This window comes from Streptomyces sp. NPDC020422, from assembly GCF_044386705.1.
Lineage (GTDB): Bacteria > Actinomycetota > Actinomycetes > Streptomycetales > Streptomycetaceae > Streptomyces.
The window spans coordinates 19,653-36,596 of the sequence record NZ_JBIRVJ010000016.1; the positions used below are offsets into that span (position 1 = coordinate 19,653).

A 16,944-nucleotide genomic window follows, 5' to 3' on the forward strand; every position below is an offset into this window, starting at 1 on the left:
GCCTGACGGCCCGTCCGACACACGCCTGACAACACGCCTGACAACTCGCCTGACGTGAGGGGGCAGGGAGCAGGAGCGCCGGTCAGTCCGGCAGCTCCTGCTCCGCCCAGATGGTCTTGCCGCGGCGGCTGTAGCGGCTGCCCCAGCGGGTGGTCAGCTGGGCCACCAGATACAGGCCCCGACCCCCCTCGTCCGTCAGCCGGGCCCGGCGCATCCGGGGATGGGTCGCGCTCGGGTCCGACACCTCGCAGATCAGCCGGCCCGCCCGGATCAGCCGCACCTCCACCGGTCCTCCGGCGTACCGGATGGCGTTGGTCACCAGCTCGCTGAGGACCAGCTCCGTGGTGAACACCAGCTCCTCCAGGCCCCAGGCCCGCAGCTGCGCGGCGGCCGCCTCACGCACCCGGCCCACCGCCGCCGGGTCGGCCTCGACCGGCCAGGAGGCCGCGTCCTCGGCGGGCACGCTCCGCGTACGGGCGAGCAGCAGGGTCACGTCGTCGGCGAGCCCGGCGGCGGGGCGGCCCGTCACGATCTCCCGGCCCAGCTCCCGCAACGGGCGCGCCAGCGCCCCGGGCCTGGCCAGCCGACCGGCCAGCTCGGCCATACCGGCGTCCAGGTCGCCGTCCCGGCCCTCGATCAGCCCGTCGGTGTACAGGGCGAGGACGCTGCCGGGCGCCAGGTCCACCTCGGTCGTCTCGAACGGCAGCCCGCCGACGCCCAACGGCGGCCCCGGGTCGACCCGCAGGTACGACACGTTCCCCGCCGGGTCCGCCACCGCCGGGGGCGGATGCCCGGCCGACGCCACCGAGCAGCGCCGCGAGACCGGGTCGTAGATGGCGTACGCGCAGGTCGCGCCCGTGGGGGAGGAGGAGTGGCGGGCCGCCCACCCCTCCTCGTCGCGCTCACCCGCCCCGTCGTCCGCGCCCTCGCCGTCCTCGCCGGCCGTCTCCTCGGGGTCGGCGAGGAGCTGTGCGACCAGGTCGTCCAGGTGGGCGAGCAGCTCGTCGGGTTCGAGGTCCAGGTCCGCGAGGGTCCGCACCGCCGTACGGAGCCTGCCCATGGTGGCGGTGGCGGCGAGACCGTGCCCGACGACGTCTCCCACGACCAGGGCGACCCGCGCCGACGACAGCGGGATCACGTCGAACCAGTCCCCGCCCACCCCGCTCGCGGTCCCCGCCGGGAGGTAGACGGCCGAGGTGCTCGCCGCGGGCGTCTCGTTCTGCGTCGGCGGCAGCATGCTGCGCTGCAGGCCGACGGCCGCGCGGTGCTCCCGGGTGAAGCGGCGGGCGTTGTCCAGAGCGAGGGCCGCACGGCCCGCGATCTCGCGCAACAGGTCCCGGTCGGCCGCCTGGTACGGGCCGCGGTCGGCACGCCGGCCCACGGACACCCGGCCGATTACCATGCCCCGCGCCCGCAAGGGAACGGTCATGGCCGTGGCATAGCCGCCGACGGGCGAGCCCGCGCTGACGTCGCCGTCGGCGGTGCCCGTGCCGTCCGCGCCGTCCGCGAAGGCCGCGTCCTCGTCTTCCGGGCCGTCGGCCGGGACGAAGGAGAGGACGAGCTCCGGGTCGGCGCCGTCGGATGCCGCCGAGGGGCGCCCCGCCACGGCGGTACGGCGCAGCAGCAGTCGCCCCTCCTGATCGGGCACCGGCTCCTCGCCCAGCGACACGCCCTCGGCGATCTCCACCACGGCCAGGTCGCCGAGCCCGGGCACCAGCGCGGCGGCCAGCTCCCGGCCGGTGTCCGCGACCGACAGGGAACGGCCCACGGAGGCGGTCGCCCGCTGCAGCAGGGCGAGGCGCTCGCCCGAACGGCGCAGCTCCGTCACGTCCGTGAACAGGGCGGTGAGGCCCAGCACCCGCCCGTCGGGGGACTGCAGACGGAACGCCGAGATCGAGATGACGACCCCGCCGGCCGGGTCCTCGATGGTGTGCAGGACCTCCTCGGAGCCGATCAGCGGCCGGCCCGTCCGCAACACCCGATGCAGCTTCTCCTCGACCGATGCCGCGTCCCCGGGCCACAGGAAGTCGCCCAGCCGCCGGCCCCGCAGGTCCGGCGGCACCCCCGTGTACGGCAGGAGGTGCGTGTTGGTCCGCAGCAGTCGCAGCCCCGCGTCGAACACGGCGAGCCCCACCCGGTCCTGGAGGAACAGCTCCCGGACGAACGCCCGGTCCTGGTGCCGGCGGACCGCGCGCGCCGCCGGGGTGGCCAGGACCAGGTAGCCGGGCGCATCGCCGTTGGCGGCGAGTTCGAACGCCTGGTAGAACACGGGCAGTTCCGCGCCCCGTCCGGTGCGCAGCACCGTCTCGCCGCGCCGGGCGCCCCGCGCGTACGCCTGCGCGAGCGCGGGCCAGGCCGCCGGATCCGCGAGGAGTGCGCGCGCCGGGAGGCCGACGACGTCGGCGGCCGAGCGGCCGAGCAGGACCCGGGCCTCCGGCGTCCAGGCGCCGATCCGCCCGCGGCTGTCGAGGAGGGCCGCGGCGCAGTCCTCGGCGAAGGGCGGCAGGCCGTCGTCCCGCGGGTGCGCGTCGTTCACGGTGCCTCCTCCCTCCGGGCGCGGGCGATGAGCAGCGCCACGTCGTCGTGGTCGCCTGCTCCCCGCAGGGTGCCGAGCAGCAGGTCGCAGGTCTCCTCCAGCGACAGCGCGGGGCGGTCGAGCAGATCGGTGAGGGCCGCGAGCCGTACGTCGATGTCCTGGTCCCGGGTCTCGACCAGGCCGTCCGTGTACAGGACGAGGTCGTCGCCCGTGCCGAAGGGGAACTCCAGGGTCTCGAAGGGGACTCCGCCGACGCCCAGGGGCGCGCCCGGGGAGAGGTCGAGCAGCCGGGGTGCCCGGCCCGCCGGGACGTGGACGGGCGGCGGATGCCCGGCGTTCGCGACCCGGCAGCTCCCGCTGTACGGGTCGTACACGGCGCACACGCAGGTCGCCATCGCGTCGTCGAGATCGGCGGCGGTGTGGTCCAGGTGCTCCAGGACGACGGCCGGAGCGAGCCCGAGCCCGGCGAGCGTGCGGGCCGCGGTGCGCAACTGCCCCATGGTCGCGGCCGCGTTGATGCCGCTGCCCATCACGTCGCCCACGACCAGGGCCGTGTTGCCGTCCGGGAGCGGAATCGCGTCGAACCAGTCGCCGCCGACCTCGACCGCCTCCGAGGCGGGCTGGTAGCGGTAGGCGACGTCGAGCCCGTTGAGCCGCGGGGGTCCGTGCGGCAGCAGATGGCGCTGGAGGGCCAGGGCGGCCTGGCTCTGGTGCCGGTACCAGCGCGCGTTGTCGATGGCGACGGCCGCGCGGGCCGCCAGCTCCCCGGCCAGCAGCACGTCGTCCTCGTCGAACGGCAGGGAGTTGCGCGCCCGCTTCAGGTCGAGGACGCCCAGGACGACACCGCGGGCGCGCAGGGGTACGGCGAGGTACGAGTGGATGCCCGCCTGCCGCAGCAGCGCCGCCGCGTCCTCGGAGCGGGCGATGCGGGGCAGGTCGGCGTCGGTGACGTGCCGGACGAGGACCGCCCGGCCGGTGCGGGCGCACTGGGTGACCAGTCGCTCGGCGCCGTAGCGGGCGGGCCGGCCGACCGGGTCCGCGGCCTCCTGCGCGGGGGTCGGGTAGGCCGCCTTCACCGCGAGCGCGCGGAACACGGCGGGTCCCGCGCTGCGGTGGGCGCCGGGGTGCGAGCCGGCCAGGATGTCCTCCAGGACGTCGACGGCCGCGATGTCGGCGAACTCGGGCACCACCAGGTCCGCCAGCTCGTGGGCGGTGAGGTCCAGGTCGAGGGTGGTGCCCACCCGTTCGGAGGCGTCCGCGACCACCGCGAGACGGTGCCGGGCCCGGTCGGCCGTCCGGGCCGCCTGGTGCTGGTCGGTGACGTCCCTGATCGCCGCGGCGACCCCGATGATCCGCCCCTCGGGTGTCTGCAGGCGGAAGAGCGACACCGACCACATCCGCTGCCCGCCGTCGGAGCCGAGCGGCCCCCGGGCGTTCCTGGCGAGGGCGGGCACCCCCGAGGCCAGCACCTCCTCGACCGCCGACTCCAGGGCGGCGGCGTCCGGCGAGGCCACCGCCTGCCGGAACGTACGGCCCAGATGCTCGGCGGCGGACCTGCCGGTGATCCGTTCCAGCGCGGGGTTGACCAGGACGAAGCGGAGGTCGTGGTCGAGCACGGCGAGGCCGAGCGGCGAGTGGGCGACCAGCAGCGAGGAGAGCGAGAGGTCCTGCTCCACGCGGCGGACCGTGTCCTTGTCCGAGGCGAGCCCGAGCGCGTACAGGTGGCCCTGGTCGTCCTGGAGGCGGTAGTTGCGGAACTCCACCGGGATGGTGTGCCCGTCCTTGTGGCGTACGGGGTACACGCCGGCCCAGGGCCCGCCGTCGCTCATCATGCGCGCGAACCGGGCCTCCATGCGCTCACGGTCGGACTCCTCCGCCAGCAGCGTGACGGCCGGCCGGCCCAGGGCCTCGACGGCCGGGTAGCCGAAGACGGCCTCCGCCTGGGGGCTCCACAGGACGATCCGCCCGCGCGCGTCCAGGACCACGGCCGCCACGGCGAGCATGTCGAGCACACCGCCCGGCTCCATGGCGAGGTCGCCGTCCGCCGGGTCCGGGCCGGCAGGCAGGTCCGCCGCGCTCATCCAGACCGTGTCCCTCCTCCACCCCGCAGCCGCCGCGTAAAAGCAGCTCCTCCATCATCCCGCCACCGAAGCGGACCGCCAGTCGTGAAAATCGTGAACGTCGTGAAGACCGTCCTCGGGAAATGTGGAGGTGTGCTGGTCGGTCCGTGAGTCTTCGGTCGGGAAATTCCGCGCGGAAGGGGGCAAGCGACGCCGGACGAATTCACCCCCACCCCCATGGCAAGCTGCTGACCTGCGGAAATGCGTGCGCCCAGGTCGCCGTCGGGCGGGCGGAGCCGCCCTCGGGCCCGGCGGGTATGGTCGGCCCGTTCATTTGTCCGACGGAATGCCGTGGGGAAGAGGGAGAAGGGACACCCGCGGACTGCGCGGACGAAGACCGACCAAGACGCTCGAGGCGAGGCAGACCGATGGAAGCTGGTGGGGACACGCGGCACGGCGGCTGGTTCGGACCGGGCCCGGGTGAGTCGCACAGGGCCCCGGCCGCCCCCGCGGGTGCGACCGGCCGGGCGCCCCGGGAGCCGGCGGACGACGGGTCCGACTCCGCGCTCCTGCGCCGCACCCTGGCCGAGATCGAGCCGATCGCCGACAAGGTCACCTCGTACTTCTACGCCCTGCTCTTCCTCCGCCACCCCGAGCTGCGGTCCCTTTTCCCCGCGGCCATGGACACCCAGCGCGACCGCCTGTTCAGGGCCCTCCTGACGGCCGCCACCCACGCCGACGACGCCGCCACCCTGACCGCGTACCTGACCCACCTCGGGCGCGGCCACCGGAAGTACGGCACCCTGCCCGAGCACTACCCGGCCGTCGGGGAGTGCCTGATCGGGGCGCTGTCCCAGCACGCCCCGGACAGCTGGGGGCCCAGGACCGAGGCCGCCTGGGTTGGCGCGTACACCACGATCTCCCAGATCATGATCGACGCGGCGGCCCAGGACGAGCTCCGTGCGCCCGCCTGGTGGCAGGCCGAGGTGGTCGCCCACGAGATGCGCACGCCGGACGTCGCCGTCGTCACCGTCCGCCCCGACCAGCCGTACCCCTTCCGCGCCGGGCAGTACACCGCCCTGGAGACGCCGTGGTGGCCGCGGGTGTGGCGGCACTACTCCTTCGCCTCCGCGCCCCGCTCCGACGGGATGCTCTCCTTCCACGTCAAGGCCGTGCCCGCGGGCTGGGTCTCCCACGCGCTGGTCCACAAGGCACGGCCCGGTGACGTCATCCGGCTCGGCCCCCCGGCGGGCTCGATGACCGTCGACCACGCCACCGACAACGGGCTGCTGTGCCTGGGCGGCGGTACGGGCATCGCCCCCATCAAGGCGCTCATCGAGGACGTGGCCCAGCACGGCAGACGCCGCTGTGTCGACGTGTTCTACGGCGCCCGCAGCAACGACGACCTGTACGACATCGACACCATGCTGCGGCTGCAGCAGTCGCACCCTTGGCTCTCGGTCCGGCCGGTCGTCGACGACGCCCCGGGCGACATGCTGTCCGGCGGTCTGCCGGGCGCCGTGCGCGAGTTCGGCCCGTGGCACACGTACGAGGCGTATCTGTCCGGCCCGCCCGGCATGATCCGTCGCGGTGTCGACGCCCTCGTGGGCATCGGCATCCCCACCCACCGCATACGGCACGACTCCATCGACGAACTGGTCGGGGCGAGGAATTGAGCACCTTCGAGCACACCGGGACGCGGCAGCCGCCGGCCCCGAGGACCGTCCGCCCGGGCAGCGACGGCGAGCACCTGGTCCAGCTGCGCACGGGCACCGCCGAGCGCGCCGACCGGTTCTACGCCGAGCAGGTCCTCGACCGGCTCAACCCCCGGATGCGGGAGTTCGTGGCGCGCCAGGAGATGTTCTTCCTGGCCACCGCCGACCGGCACGGCGCCTGCGACAACACCTTCCGGGCGGGCCCGCCCGGCTTCCTGCACGTCCTGGACGAGCGGCGGCTGGCCTACCCCGAGTACCGGGGGAACGGGGTGCAGGCCAGCGTCGGCAACATCGAGGAGAACCCGCACGTGGGGATCCTGATGGTCGACTTCCTCCGGGACCGCATCGGGCTCCACGTCAACGGCACGGCCCGGACCGTCGCCGACGAGGTGATGCGCCGCGACCACCCCGGGCTCGCGGTCGACCCCGTACCGGGCAGACGTGCCGTGATCTGGGTGGAGATCACCGTGGAGGAGGCGTACATCCACTGCGCCAAGCACATCCCCCATCTGCAGAAGGTGCCCCGGCACGGTTCCGGCCGGGCGTGGGGGACGGACGACGTCCGACGCAAGGGCGGCGACTTCTTCGGCGCCGCCGCGGACGCGGCCGGGCGCGGAGCCTTCCTCCCGCCGCCCCGCGCGGACGCCGCGACCTGGCGGGCGGAGGCGGAACGGGTGCTGCGGAGAGCGGAGCACGGGCGGCAGGATTCCGAGGGCTTCAGCGGCTGGTTCGAGCGGAGCACGAGCAGGGTCTCGTAACCGTCGATACCCATCGGATCCGGACATGTCCGATTAAGTTTGCCCCGGTGATCTGAATCACGGTGAGGTGGGCGTCGGCGGTCCTGGCGGCACGTCATATGAGGCCTCCCGGAAAACAGTTGGCGCGGTGGGCGGGGTGGCGGGGGTCGATCCTTTTCCGCCCCGAAAAAGATCTGCTTGCGTTTGCGAATTGAGCCCTTGTTCTCGCCGTTCGCCTTCGCCTACGGTCACGCCTCATCCGGACGGAACGCCGAATCCTGCCGCCGCCCGGCAACCGCACTCACCCACACGTACGGCAGGAGCGGGGGACCCAGGTTCGCCGCCGTCCCGGTCCGCCGGGAACGGCTCGGGGTGAAGCCGCGCCACGCGGCCGGGCAGCTCCTGCCCGAACCCGACAGCTCACCTCGCAGGCGAAGGAGAGGAACTCGCCATGCGTGGACACGGGAAGCACCGCCGCCCCAAGAACACCCCGCTCGCCCGCGGCATCGCCGTCGTCGGCATCACCGGCAGCGCCGCGCTCGCCCTGCCCCTGGCCGGAGCGACCGGCGCGGCGGCCGAGACCCCGCAGGCGGCCCCGTCCGCCGCGGCGGTTCATTCCGTCGCAGTCGAAAAGGCGGCGGTCGCACAGGCGGTGCGGTCGGTGTCGAAGGGCGGCCCGGTCCACTATTCCGTGGTGGCCGGCGACTCGCTTTCGAAGATCGCCCGGAAGCACCACGTGAGCGGCGGCTGGAAGAAGATCTACCGCGACAACCGCGCCGCCGTCGGCGACGACCCGGGGCTCATCCGTCCCGGCCTGAAGCTCACCCTGAACGCCAGGCACTCGGCGCACGCCAAGCCCGCGCACGCCAAGGCCGCGCGCCCGGCTTCCGCGAGCGCCGCCTCCAGCGCCGCCGCGCTCCCGGCGGCCCAGCCGGCCGCGCAGTCGGCCGCCGTGGTGCAGGCCGCAGCTCCGGCACGGGCCGCCGCGGTCTCCTCGTACGCGAACAACCTGGACGGCTGGATCCGCGAGTCCCTCGACATCATGGCCAAGCACGGCATCCCGGGCACGTACGAGGGCATCTACCGCAACATCATGCGCGAGTCCTCGGGCAATCCGCTGGCCATCAACAACTGGGACTCCAACGCCCTCGCCGGCACCCCCTCCAAGGGCCTGCTCCAGGTGATCGAGCCCACGTTCCAGGCGTACCACGTGGCCGGCACGGCCTACGACCTGTACGACCCGGTCGCCAACATCACGGCCGCCTGCAACTACGCCGCCGACCGGTACGGCTCGATCGACAACGTCAACAGCGCCTACTGACGCTCCTCCGGGAGCTTCATGGACAGGTGTCCAGGTATGGTGGACACCTGTCCAGGAAGTCGAGGAGTGGAGGCGTTGATGGATGTGGTGGCGAACGGGCTGGTCGCCCTGGTGGCGGCGCTGCACGCGTACATCCTGGTTCTGGAGATGTTCCTGTGGGAGAAGGGCCCCGGTCGGGGACTGTCGGGCTTCGACCCCGAGATGGCCAGGGCGACCGCGGCGCTGGCCGCGAACCAGGGGCTCTACAACGGTTTCCTGGCGGCCGGTCTCGTCTGGGGCCTGATCGCGGACGACCCGACCGGGTTCCGGGTCCAGGTCTTCTTCCTGGCCTGTGTGCTCGTCGCCGGGCTGTACGGCGGCTTCACCGCCAACCGGCGCATCCTGGTCGCGCAGGCGCTTCCCGGCGCGCTGGCGCTCGGCGCCGTCCTGCTCGCCGGATGACGGCCGGATGAGCGACGCGGCCTCCGACCCGCGGGCCGAGCGGACCAGGGCGAAGCTGCGCCGGGCGCTCCTGGAGGAGTGCGCGGACACCCCGCTCGCGCAGGTGAGCGTCGCCGCGCTGGTGCGGCGTGCGGGGGTCGGCCGTGCCACGTTCTACCTCCATTACGCCGACCTGGAGGCGCTCGCCACCGACGCCTGCGCCGATATCGTCCGGGACGCCGTCGACTCCCTGCACGCCTGGCGGGGGGTGCCCGACCCGGCCGTCGCGCCCCCCGCGCTCGGTGACTTCTTCGACCGGCTCACCCCGCACGCCGGGCTCTACCGGGAACTGCTGAGCCCGGGCGGCAGCGGTCCGCTCGGACGCGTGCTCCACCAGGAGCTGCGGGCCCGCAGCCGGACCGAGCGCGCCCTGGCCGGCGCGCCGGAGCCCGACCTGATCGCCTCGGCGGTGGCCGCGACCTTCGCCGGCGTGCTCGCCGACTGGCTGCACGGCCTGATCGAGGCCGGCCCCGAGGAGATCGCACAGCGGGTCTGGCGCCTCCTGGTCACCCTGCACCGCACGCCGCTGCGCTGAGGGGCGCCCAGCCGCGCCTAGGATGCTGTTACCCGCGGTAGTGGCGCTCTGGCGCCGCCGAGACGAAGAGGAGCGTCCGGAGATGACGGGCTGGAACGCGCAGGACATCCCCTCCCAGCGAGGACGCACCGCGATCGTCACCGGGGCCAACAGCGGCATCGGCTACGTCACCGCCCGCGAACTGGCCCGCGCCGGAGCCCGTGTCGTCCTCGCCTGCCGCGACAGGGCCCGCGGCGAGACGGCCCTCGCCCGCCTCCGCGCCGAAGTCCCGGCCGCCTCGGCAGAGTTCGCACCCCTCGACCTGGGCGACCTGTCCTCTGTGCGGGAGTTCGCCGCCGACCACACCGCGCGCAACGAGAAGCTCGACCTCCTCGTCGACAACGCGGGCGTCATGGCCCTGCCCCACGGCCGGACCGCCGACGGCTTCGAGACCCAGTTCGGGGTCAACCACCTCGGCCACTTCGCCCTCACCGGCCTGCTGATGCCCCTGCTCCTGCGCACCCCCGGCGCCCGTGTGGTCAGCCTCTCCAGCGGTTTCCACGCCCTCGCCGACCTGGACCACACGGACCTCAACGCCGAGCGCGGCTACCGCCGCTGGATCGCCTACGGCCGATCCAAGACGGCCAACCTCCTCTTCGTCCACGAACTCTCCCGCCGGCTGGCCGCCGCCGGATCCGACGTCGTCGCGGCCGCGGCCCACCCCGGCTACGCCGCGACCAACCTCCAGACCGCGGGCCCCCGCCAGGAGGGCCGCAAGACCGCCGAGCGCCTGATGCACCTGGGCAACCGCCTCATCGCCCAGCCCGCCACCACCGGCGCCCTGCCCACCCTGTACGCCGCCACCGCCCCCGACGTCCGCCCCGACGCGTTCATCGGCCCCCGACTGGGCTGGCGCGGCACCCCGACCCGCTCCTGGCGCGCCCCCTGGACCCTCGACGACACCTCCGGCGAACGGCTCTGGACCGCGTCCGAGAAGCTCACCGGGGTGCGCTACGAGGCGTTGGACGGGTAGCCGGCGGGGCCCCGGCAAGGGCCGTTCCTCAGTCCAGGAACTCCCCGTCCCTGGCCACCACGGCCCCGCCGTGTACGACCAGGTCGCGGCGGGGCGTGTCCACCACGACCTGGGGCAGGCACTCGCCCTGCACGAGGACGAAGTCGGCCGGGGAGCCCGGGCGGAGGTCCGCGTGGGGGAGCCCCATGACGTCCGCGCCACCGGCGGCGGCCACGTCGTGGCAGGCCGCCAGTTCCTCGTCGAGCCGGACGTCCGTCACCCAGCCGAGCAGATGCGCGCGGTGCAGCATGTCGGCGTTGCCGAACGGGCTCCAGGAGTCGCGCACACCGTCGGAGCCGAGACCCACGCGTACGCCGTGCTCGCGCAGCCGGGCGATCGGGAGGGCCAGGGAGTCCGACGGCGCCACGGTGGTGAGCGCGATGTCCTGGGCGCCCAGGTCGGCGGCGACGGCGCCGAGTTCGCTGTCCGACAGCGCGGGCAGACAGAAGACGTGGCTGACGGTGACCCTGCCGGCGAGGGAGAGGGCGCGGGTCCGGTCGATGATGCCGCGCATGGCCCTGATGCCCTTCTCGCCCCGGTCGTGGAGGTGGATGTCCACGCCGATCCCGTGCCGGTCGGCGATGCCGAAGACCAGGTCGAGCTGCTCGTCCAGGGCCTGGTCGAAGCCGATCGGGTCGATGCCCCCGATCATGTCCACGACTCCCGCGCGCGCCGCCTCCTCCAGCAGCTCCGCCGTCCCGGGGGTACGGATGACGCCGTGCTGCGGGAACGCCACGATCTGGACGTCGAGCGCGTGCCGGAGCCGCGCGCGGGCCTCGGCGACGCCCTCCACCCCGGCGAGACCGTAGGCCGGGGCCACGTCCGCGTGGGCGCGCATCGCGCGGGTGCCGCGGGCGACGGCGTGGGACATCAGCCCGTAGGCGCGCTCGGCGACCGGGCGGCGCTGGCTGCGGTACAGCTCCACGTCCTGGGCCACGTAGTCGGCGATGCCGCTCGCGGGCCGGCGCGACACCCAGGATCCGCCCCAGGTCGTCTTGTCGGGGTGGATGTGCGCGTCGACCAGGGAGGGCAGCGCGATCCGGCCCCCGCCGTCGACGACCTTGGCGCCGTGGGGCGCGGGGCCGTCGGAGACGAGCCCGTCGACGACCACGAGATCCGTCGGCTTCGCCGCGCCGAACGGGCGCACGTCGCGGAACACGACCGCCTTGCCGCGGGCGTGGGCGTTCGGGGAGGCGGCCGTCGCGGGCGCGGCGGCGACGGCCCCCGCGGCGGTCGTGCCGGCCAGGACGGCGGCGCCGGCGAGCATTGTGCGGCGGGACAGCGCGGGGGCGGGGGCGGGAGCGGACGGCTGCATGGGAGCTCCTTGACGGGAGGGGACCAACGGCTCCACGAGTTTGTATACCAAAGCTTGAGCGGCGATCAAGAGTGGCGGATAAAGGTGCGAGAACGGCGCGAGAAATCCCAGATCGCCGGCGATCTGGGAGAGTGCTGGTATACAAAGAGCTCAGGCGTCGCCGAACAGGGAGCGCAGTGCCACGGCCCGGCTGTCCCGTACGTGCAGCAGAGTGCTGGCCCCCGCGGCCTCGGCGTCCCCCGCCGCGATGTGCCGGAACATCTCGGCGTGCTGTGCCCGCATGTGCGCGGGCTCCTCGCGCAGGCCGAACAGCAGCCTCAGTTGCCAGCTCAGCTGCTCCATCATGCGCGCCAGCAGCGGATTGCCCGCCATCTCCACGACGCCCTCGTGGAACGCCGTGTGCGCGGCCACCTCCCGCGTCCCCGCGTCCTCGGCCGCCGCCGACTCGGCCTGGTGCAGGGTCGCCTCCAGCGCGGTGAGCCCCTCGGCGTCGCCGGCCGCGGCGACCCGCGCCGCGAGCCGCGAGGCCTGGACCGCCAGGGGCTCCCACACCTCGTACAGATGCTCCACGTCGGTCCGCTCCAGGCGCCGTACGCGCACGCCGCTGTGCGGAAGCAGCTCCAGGAGCCCCTCGGCGACGAGCGCGCGCAGCGCCTCGCGGACCGGTACGCGCGACATGCCGAGCTCCTCGGCGACCTCCCGCTCGACGAGGCGGGCGCCCTGCTCGTAGCGCCGGTCGACGATCCGCTGCAGGACGGCCTCGCGCGCCTGTGCGCCGAGCGGTCCCGAGCCGGCCCTGCTGCTGTCCGCCACCTTGTCCGACCTCTTCCCTACGTACGCCACCGGGCCTGCCCGCGCCGAGAATACGACGGGCAGGCCCGGTGGGCGGCGTCAGGCGGCTGCCGACCCGGCCTTCTGCTCGGCCTTGTCGCCGGCCGTGCCGTCGGCCGCGGGGGCCGTCGACGCCGTCGGTCGGGGTCCCTGGGCGGCGCGCAGGCCGAACCGCGCGATGACGGCGACGAGCGCGAAGGCCGTGGCGCCGATCCAGAACGTGAGGGTGAAGCCGGACTCCGCGGGCAGCGGCGGCACGCCCGCCGGCAGGTGCTCGATGGTCTGCGAGGCCAGGATCGTGGTGACCACGGCACTGCCGATCGCGCTGCCGGTGGAGCGCGAGATGGAGTTGATGCCGTTGGCGATGCCGCTCTGGTGGTGCGGGACGCTCGCCATGATGACGGCGGGCATGGCGGCGTAGCCGAAGCTGACGGCCGCGCCGACGATGACGCCCGCGCCGATCACCGAGGCGGTGTGGCCGTGGTCCAGGGCGAGCCAGCCGAAGCCCACGGCGCCCAGCGCGGCGGCCAGGAACAGCGCGGTGCGCGGGCCGCGGTGGCGGACCAGCTGGCCGCCGACCGGGGAGGCGAGCAGCGAGACGATCGCGCCGGGCAGCAGGAACTGCACGGAGGCGCGCAGGATCGACGCGTCGAAGCCGTATCCGGTGAGGGCCTCGGGCATCTGGACGAGGTAGGAGACGCCGAGGAAGTTGGCGAACATGCCGAAGCCCACGAGGATGCCGGCCAGGTTGGCCATGAGCACCGGCCGGTGCACGAACATGCGCATGTCGACGAGGGGCTCGCGGACCTTCAGCTCGATCAGGACCCACACGGCGGTCATGACGGCCGCACCGGCGAAGCTGCCCAGCGTACGGCCGGAGGTCCAGCCCCACTCGTGGCCCTGCGAGATGGGCAGGAGGAGCAGCAGCAGGGTGATGCCGAGCGCGAGAGCGCCGAGGAAGTCGGTGCGTCCGCCGGTCTTGTGGCGGGTCGCGGGGACCAGGAAGACGACGGCGAGCAGGGCGAGCGCGGCGAAGCCGGTGGCCATCCAGAAGGCGCTGCGGTAGTCGGCGTCCGGGCCGGAGGTCAGCAGGCCGGTGGCGACGAGCGCGAGTCCGCTGCCGAAGGCGAGGGTGCCGCTGACGAGGGACATGGCGCCCGGCAGCTTCTGGGGGCGCACCTCCTCGCGCAGCACGGACAGGGCGAGCGGGAAGATCGCCGTCGCGGCACCCTGCAGGACGCGGCCGAGGATCAGCAGCGGGAGCGAGGTCGCCAGGGCGGCGACGACGGAGCCGACGACCATGACGCCGAGCACGGCCACGAGCGTGGGCTTCTTGCCGTGCTGGTCACCGAAACGGCCGAGCAGCGGCGTGAAGACGGCGGCGGAGAGCAGCGTGGCGGTGGTCACCCAGCTCACGTTGGCCGCGGAGGTGCCCAGGTCGGCGCGGATGAGGCCGAGGATCGGGACCGGCAGGGTCTGCATCATCGACACGACCATGGCGGCCAGGCTCAGGGCGAAGACGATGACCGTCTCGCGCCTGTGGCCGGTGGTGGGCGGCGGGGTGGTGGTGCTCATCTCGGGGCCTTCTCCATGCTTCATCGCTTCGCTTCGTCTCGTCCCGTCGTCGCTGCGTAGCTTCAGGACGTCGATGTTTGATGTCATCAAGTACCTGGATGACGGTAGACGTCGATAGTTAAGGAGGTCAAGTAAACAATTGATAATGTGAAGGATCTTGAGTACGCTCGAACCATGAGCGCGACGGCCCCTGAGACCCCCACCAAGCTCCAGCTCCTGGAGCTCCTCGCCGCCATCGGTACGGCCCAGTGGCGGGACTTCGCCGCGGCCGCGGCCCACCACGGCCTCACGTCCACCCAGGCCAAGGTCCTCGCCCAGCTCGACACCCCGCTGCCGATGCGCGCCCTCGCGACGCTGCTGGTGTGCGACGCGTCCAACGTCACCGGGATCGTGGACCGCCTGGAGGCCCGCGAGCTGGTGCGCCGCGAGCCCGACCTCTCGGACCGCCGGGTGAAGAACGTGGTCGCGACGGACAGCGGTCGGGAGGTCATCCGCCGGGTCCGCGAGGAGATGCAGGCGACCCACGGCGCACTCGACACCCTCACCCCCATCGAGAGCGAGACGCTCTACACGCTGCTGGGCCGCCTGCGCCCGGGCATGGAGAAGCGCGACTGAGCGGGAGCAGGGCGGGGCGGCCGGAGCGGCGGGGGCGGTCGGGTCCGGCGGCCGGTCGGCCGGTTCCGGCCGGGGTCGCGGTTCAGACGGGCTTGATCCGGGTGCGCAGGAGACAGAACTCGTTGCCCTCCGGGTCCGCCAGGACGTGCCAGCTCTCCTCGCCGGTCTGGCCGACGTCGGCGGGCCTGGCACCGAGGGCGAGCAGGCGCTGCAGCTCGGCGTCCTGGTCGCGGTCGGTCGGGTTGACGTCGATGTGCAGTCGCAGCTTCCCGGCCCGGGGCTCGCTGTCGGGGCTGAGCACCAGCGTGGGCGACGGTCCGCCGAGACCGACCCCGGGCGGTCCGATCTCGATGCTCCCGTCCTCGTCCCGGGCGTACTCGACGTAGCCGAGGACCCCGCTCCAGAACGCGGCGAGCCGCTCCGGATCCGCGCACTCGATGACCAGCTCACTGATGCGGCATGCCATGCGCGCGAGTCTAGGCGGACGCGCGGCGGCCCCCAACGCATTTTCCCCACGGGCCATTTGAGGAAGGGCGCCACTCCATGAGCGGCGCCCTGCGGCTCAGACCTCGGGGAGGGAGGGGTCGGGCGTCCACGGCTGCGGAGCGGTCAGGGACCAGCGCTCGTGGTCCCGCCAGTCCCCGTCGATGTACAGATAGGCGGGGGCGATCCCCTCGTACCGGAAGCCCAGCCGCTGGACCAGTGCGAGGGACGCCTTGTTCCCCGGCTGGATGCAGGCCTCCAGTCGGTGGAGCCGCAGTTCGGTGAAGGCGTGCCGCGCGGCGACCTCGATCCCCTCGGTCATGTAACCGCGTCCGGCGGACGGCGCGAAGGCCGCGTAGCCGAGGGACGCGCCCTGGTAGCGGCCCCGGATGATCGAGTTGATGTTGACCGTGCCGGCTGCCTCCCCGGTCTCCCGGACGCGGACGAGGAAGCCCAGGTTGCTGCCGTCGTCGAAGCGGCGCATCCAGACCCGGAACTCCTCCGCGCTCGCGGGCAGCCGCATCCACGGATGGTGCAGCGCGGAACTCGCCCGCACGAGCGCGCAGAACTCGTCCTGGTCGGCGAGGGTGAGTGGCTGGAGTTCGACCCGGGGCGGTGACGTCGGCATGGGGCCCACGTTACGTCCTGGCCTGCGATGCCCGCCCCGCGTCCAGCCACGGGCGCCGGCCGGGGCCGGTCGGGTGGGTGCCGGTCACGGCCATGACGACCGAGTACAGGCTGGTCTCCGCGGCGATGAAGAGGCGGTTGCGCTTCGCGCCGCCCCAGGCGATGTTGGCGACCGCCTCCGGGACGATCAGGCGCCCGATCAGCGTGCCGTCGGGGTCGTAGCAGTGCACGCCGTCGTCCATGGCCGCCGCCCAGAGCCGCCCGTCGTCGTCGAAGCGCAGGTTGTCGAAGCGGGCCCGGGGCCGGGCCGCCGCCTCGGCGAAGACCTTGCCGTCCGACAGGGTGCCGTCCTCGCGCACCTCGAAGACCCGGATGAGGCCGGCGCGGGTGTCGGACACGAACAAGCGGCGCTCGTCGGCGGAGAAGACCAGACCGTTCGGTGCGCCGAAGCCGTCGGCGACCAGCCGCACTTCGCCGGTCACGGGGTCGACGCGATAGACGTTGTTCGCGCCGATCTCGCTCTGCGCGCGGTACCCCTCGTAGTCGCTGGTGATGCCGAAGTCCGGGTCGGAGAACCAGATCGAGCCGTCGGACTTCACCGCCGCGTCGTTCGGGCTGTTCAGCCGCTTGCCCTGCCAGCGGTCCGCCAGCACGGTGACGGTCCCGTCGTGCTCGGTCCTGGTGACCCTCCGGTTGCCCTGCTCGCAGGTGATCAACCGCCCTTCGCGGTCGAGGGTGTTGCCGTTGGTGTGCCCGGCGGAACGACGGAACACGCTGACGTCACCCGTCTCCTCGTCCCAGCGCAGCATCCGGTCGTTGGGGATGTCGCTCCAGACCAACTGCCGCCAGGCGGGCAGATAGACGGGCCCCTCGGCCCAGCGGCACCCGGTGTGGAGCACCTCGAGCCGGTCGTCGCCGTTCATGCACCGCCCGGCGCGGAACCGCTCGTCGAACATCTCGTAGAGGGCCGGGCGTTCGCCGGTCGTCATGGATCCTTCTCCTCCCGAAGAGATGGAGCCGATGCCTCGCTCCGTCGAACCAGGTTCGGTCTGGAGAGCAGATT

General features: G+C 73.5%; 15 protein-coding genes and 1 riboswitch. Of the genes, 7 read left to right on the forward strand and 8 right to left on the reverse strand.

Annotation, left to right across the window (positions count from 1 at the left end; translation table 11 throughout):
- Positions 1 to 82: 82 nt before the first annotated feature.
- Both ACH414_RS32750 and ACH414_RS32755 read right to left on the reverse strand, forming a co-directional pair.
- Entirely contained in the window at positions 83 to 2,536 is a 2,454-nt protein-coding gene (locus ACH414_RS32750; RefSeq protein ID WP_391768679.1) for a SpoIIE family protein phosphatase, read from the reverse strand.
- The gene (locus ACH414_RS32755) at positions 2,533 to 4,617 is read right to left on the reverse strand and encodes a SpoIIE family protein phosphatase (RefSeq protein WP_382540844.1); all 2,085 of its coding nucleotides are present in this window, start codon (positions 4,615 to 4,617) and stop codon (positions 2,533 to 2,535) included. Before ACH414_RS32755 ends, ACH414_RS32750 begins: the two co-directional genes overlap by 4 nt.
- 296 nt (positions 4,618 to 4,913) lie before the next feature.
- Between ACH414_RS32755 and ACH414_RS32760 the strand changes: the two genes are divergently transcribed.
- The 6 genes from ACH414_RS32760 (at position 4,914) to ACH414_RS32785 (ending at position 10,396) form a co-directional block, all read left to right on the forward strand.
- Positions 4,914 to 6,272, forward strand: a complete 1,359-nt coding sequence (locus ACH414_RS32760; RefSeq protein ID WP_398944644.1) for a globin domain-containing protein — start codon at positions 4,914 to 4,916, stop codon at positions 6,270 to 6,272.
- On the forward strand, positions 6,269 to 7,069 hold the full coding sequence (locus ACH414_RS32765; RefSeq protein WP_391768677.1) for a pyridoxamine 5'-phosphate oxidase family protein: 801 nt from the start codon (positions 6,269 to 6,271) through the stop codon (positions 7,067 to 7,069). The genes ACH414_RS32760 and ACH414_RS32765 overlap by 4 nt, the downstream gene beginning before the upstream one ends.
- Before the next feature lie 271 nt (positions 7,070 to 7,340).
- A riboswitch (cyclic di-AMP (ydaO/yuaA leader) is annotated at positions 7,341 to 7,495 on the forward strand.
- 4 nt (positions 7,496 to 7,499) lie between these two features.
- Positions 7,500 to 8,369, forward strand: a complete 870-nt coding sequence (locus tag ACH414_RS32770) for a transglycosylase SLT domain-containing protein (RefSeq protein WP_391768676.1) — start codon at positions 7,500 to 7,502, stop codon at positions 8,367 to 8,369.
- Positions 8,370 to 8,447: 78 nt separating this feature from the next.
- The gene (locus ACH414_RS32775; protein WP_398944647.1) at positions 8,448 to 8,810 is read left to right on the forward strand and encodes a DUF1304 domain-containing protein; all 363 of its coding nucleotides are present in this window, start codon (positions 8,448 to 8,450) and stop codon (positions 8,808 to 8,810) included.
- Between the two features lie 7 nt (positions 8,811 to 8,817).
- Entirely contained in the window at positions 8,818 to 9,384 is a 567-nt protein-coding gene (locus tag ACH414_RS32780; RefSeq protein WP_382540829.1) for a TetR/AcrR family transcriptional regulator, read from the forward strand.
- A gap of 82 nt (positions 9,385 to 9,466) precedes the next feature.
- Entirely contained in the window at positions 9,467 to 10,396 is a 930-nt protein-coding gene (locus tag ACH414_RS32785; RefSeq protein WP_386569380.1) for an oxidoreductase, read from the forward strand.
- A gap of 28 nt (positions 10,397 to 10,424) precedes the next feature.
- Here the strand turns inward: ACH414_RS32785 and ACH414_RS32790 are convergent, their stop codons facing one another.
- The 3 genes from ACH414_RS32790 to ACH414_RS32800 all read right to left on the reverse strand — a co-directional run bounded on the left by ACH414_RS32790 (position 10,425) and on the right by ACH414_RS32800 (position 14,156).
- Positions 10,425 to 11,750, reverse strand: coding sequence for an amidohydrolase family protein (locus tag ACH414_RS32790; RefSeq protein ID WP_398944649.1), 1,326 nt, complete (start codon positions 11,748 to 11,750; stop codon positions 10,425 to 10,427).
- Positions 11,751 to 11,900: 150 nt separating this feature from the next.
- On the reverse strand, positions 11,901 to 12,563 hold the full coding sequence (locus tag ACH414_RS32795; protein WP_382540820.1) for a GntR family transcriptional regulator: 663 nt from the start codon (positions 12,561 to 12,563) through the stop codon (positions 11,901 to 11,903).
- A gap of 78 nt (positions 12,564 to 12,641) precedes the next feature.
- Positions 12,642 to 14,156: an MFS transporter gene (locus ACH414_RS32800; RefSeq protein WP_382540817.1), complete on the reverse strand. Its 1,515-nt coding sequence runs from the start codon at positions 14,154 to 14,156 to the stop codon at positions 12,642 to 12,644.
- Positions 14,157 to 14,330: 174 nt separating this feature from the next.
- On the opposite strand from ACH414_RS32800, the gene ACH414_RS32805 reads away from it, so the two are divergent.
- Positions 14,331 to 14,771, forward strand: a complete 441-nt coding sequence (locus tag ACH414_RS32805) for a MarR family winged helix-turn-helix transcriptional regulator (RefSeq protein ID WP_382540814.1) — start codon at positions 14,331 to 14,333, stop codon at positions 14,769 to 14,771.
- 82 nt (positions 14,772 to 14,853) lie between these two features.
- Here ACH414_RS32805 and ACH414_RS32810 read toward each other — a convergent pair whose 3' ends face one another.
- The 3 genes from ACH414_RS32810 to ACH414_RS32820 form a co-directional block, all read right to left on the reverse strand.
- On the reverse strand, positions 14,854 to 15,237 hold the full coding sequence (locus ACH414_RS32810; RefSeq protein WP_382540811.1) for a VOC family protein: 384 nt from the start codon (positions 15,235 to 15,237) through the stop codon (positions 14,854 to 14,856).
- 96 nt (positions 15,238 to 15,333) lie between these two features.
- Positions 15,334 to 15,882, reverse strand: coding sequence for a GNAT family N-acetyltransferase (locus tag ACH414_RS32815; RefSeq protein ID WP_382540808.1), 549 nt, complete (start codon positions 15,880 to 15,882; stop codon positions 15,334 to 15,336).
- Positions 15,883 to 15,892: 10 nt separating this feature from the next.
- Positions 15,893 to 16,870, reverse strand: a complete 978-nt coding sequence (locus tag ACH414_RS32820) for an SMP-30/gluconolactonase/LRE family protein (RefSeq protein ID WP_382540805.1) — start codon at positions 16,868 to 16,870, stop codon at positions 15,893 to 15,895.
- Positions 16,871 to 16,944: the final 74 nt, after the last annotated feature.

Bases quoted from the DNA above. Each gene is read 5' to 3' on its own strand.
- ACH414_RS32785 (WP_386569380.1), top strand. From the start codon at position 9,467: ATGACGGGCTGGAACGCGCAGGACATCCCCTCCCAGCGAGGACGCACC.
- ACH414_RS32810 (WP_382540811.1), bottom strand. From the start codon at position 15,237: ATGGCATGCCGCATCAGTGAGCTGGTCATCGAGTGCGCGGATCCGGAG.
- ACH414_RS32755 (WP_382540844.1), bottom strand. From the start codon at position 4,617: ATGAGCGCGGCGGACCTGCCTGCCGGCCCGGACCCGGCGGACGGCGAC.
- ACH414_RS32820 (WP_382540805.1), bottom strand. From the start codon at position 16,870: ATGACGACCGGCGAACGCCCGGCCCTCTACGAGATGTTCGACGAGCGG.
- ACH414_RS32815 (WP_382540808.1), bottom strand. From the start codon at position 15,882: ATGCCGACGTCACCGCCCCGGGTCGAACTCCAGCCACTCACCCTCGCC.
- ACH414_RS32790 (WP_398944649.1), bottom strand. From the start codon at position 11,750: ATGCAGCCGTCCGCTCCCGCCCCCGCCCCCGCGCTGTCCCGCCGCACA.
- ACH414_RS32775 (WP_398944647.1), top strand. From the start codon at position 8,448: ATGGATGTGGTGGCGAACGGGCTGGTCGCCCTGGTGGCGGCGCTGCAC.
- ACH414_RS32800 (WP_382540817.1), bottom strand. From the start codon at position 14,156: ATGAGCACCACCACCCCGCCGCCCACCACCGGCCACAGGCGCGAGACG.
- ACH414_RS32805 (WP_382540814.1), top strand. From the start codon at position 14,331: ATGAGCGCGACGGCCCCTGAGACCCCCACCAAGCTCCAGCTCCTGGAG.
- ACH414_RS32780 (WP_382540829.1), top strand. From the start codon at position 8,818: ATGAGCGACGCGGCCTCCGACCCGCGGGCCGAGCGGACCAGGGCGAAG.
- ACH414_RS32770 (WP_391768676.1), top strand. From the start codon at position 7,500: ATGCGTGGACACGGGAAGCACCGCCGCCCCAAGAACACCCCGCTCGCC.
- ACH414_RS32760 (WP_398944644.1), top strand. From the start codon at position 4,914: ATGGTCGGCCCGTTCATTTGTCCGACGGAATGCCGTGGGGAAGAGGGA.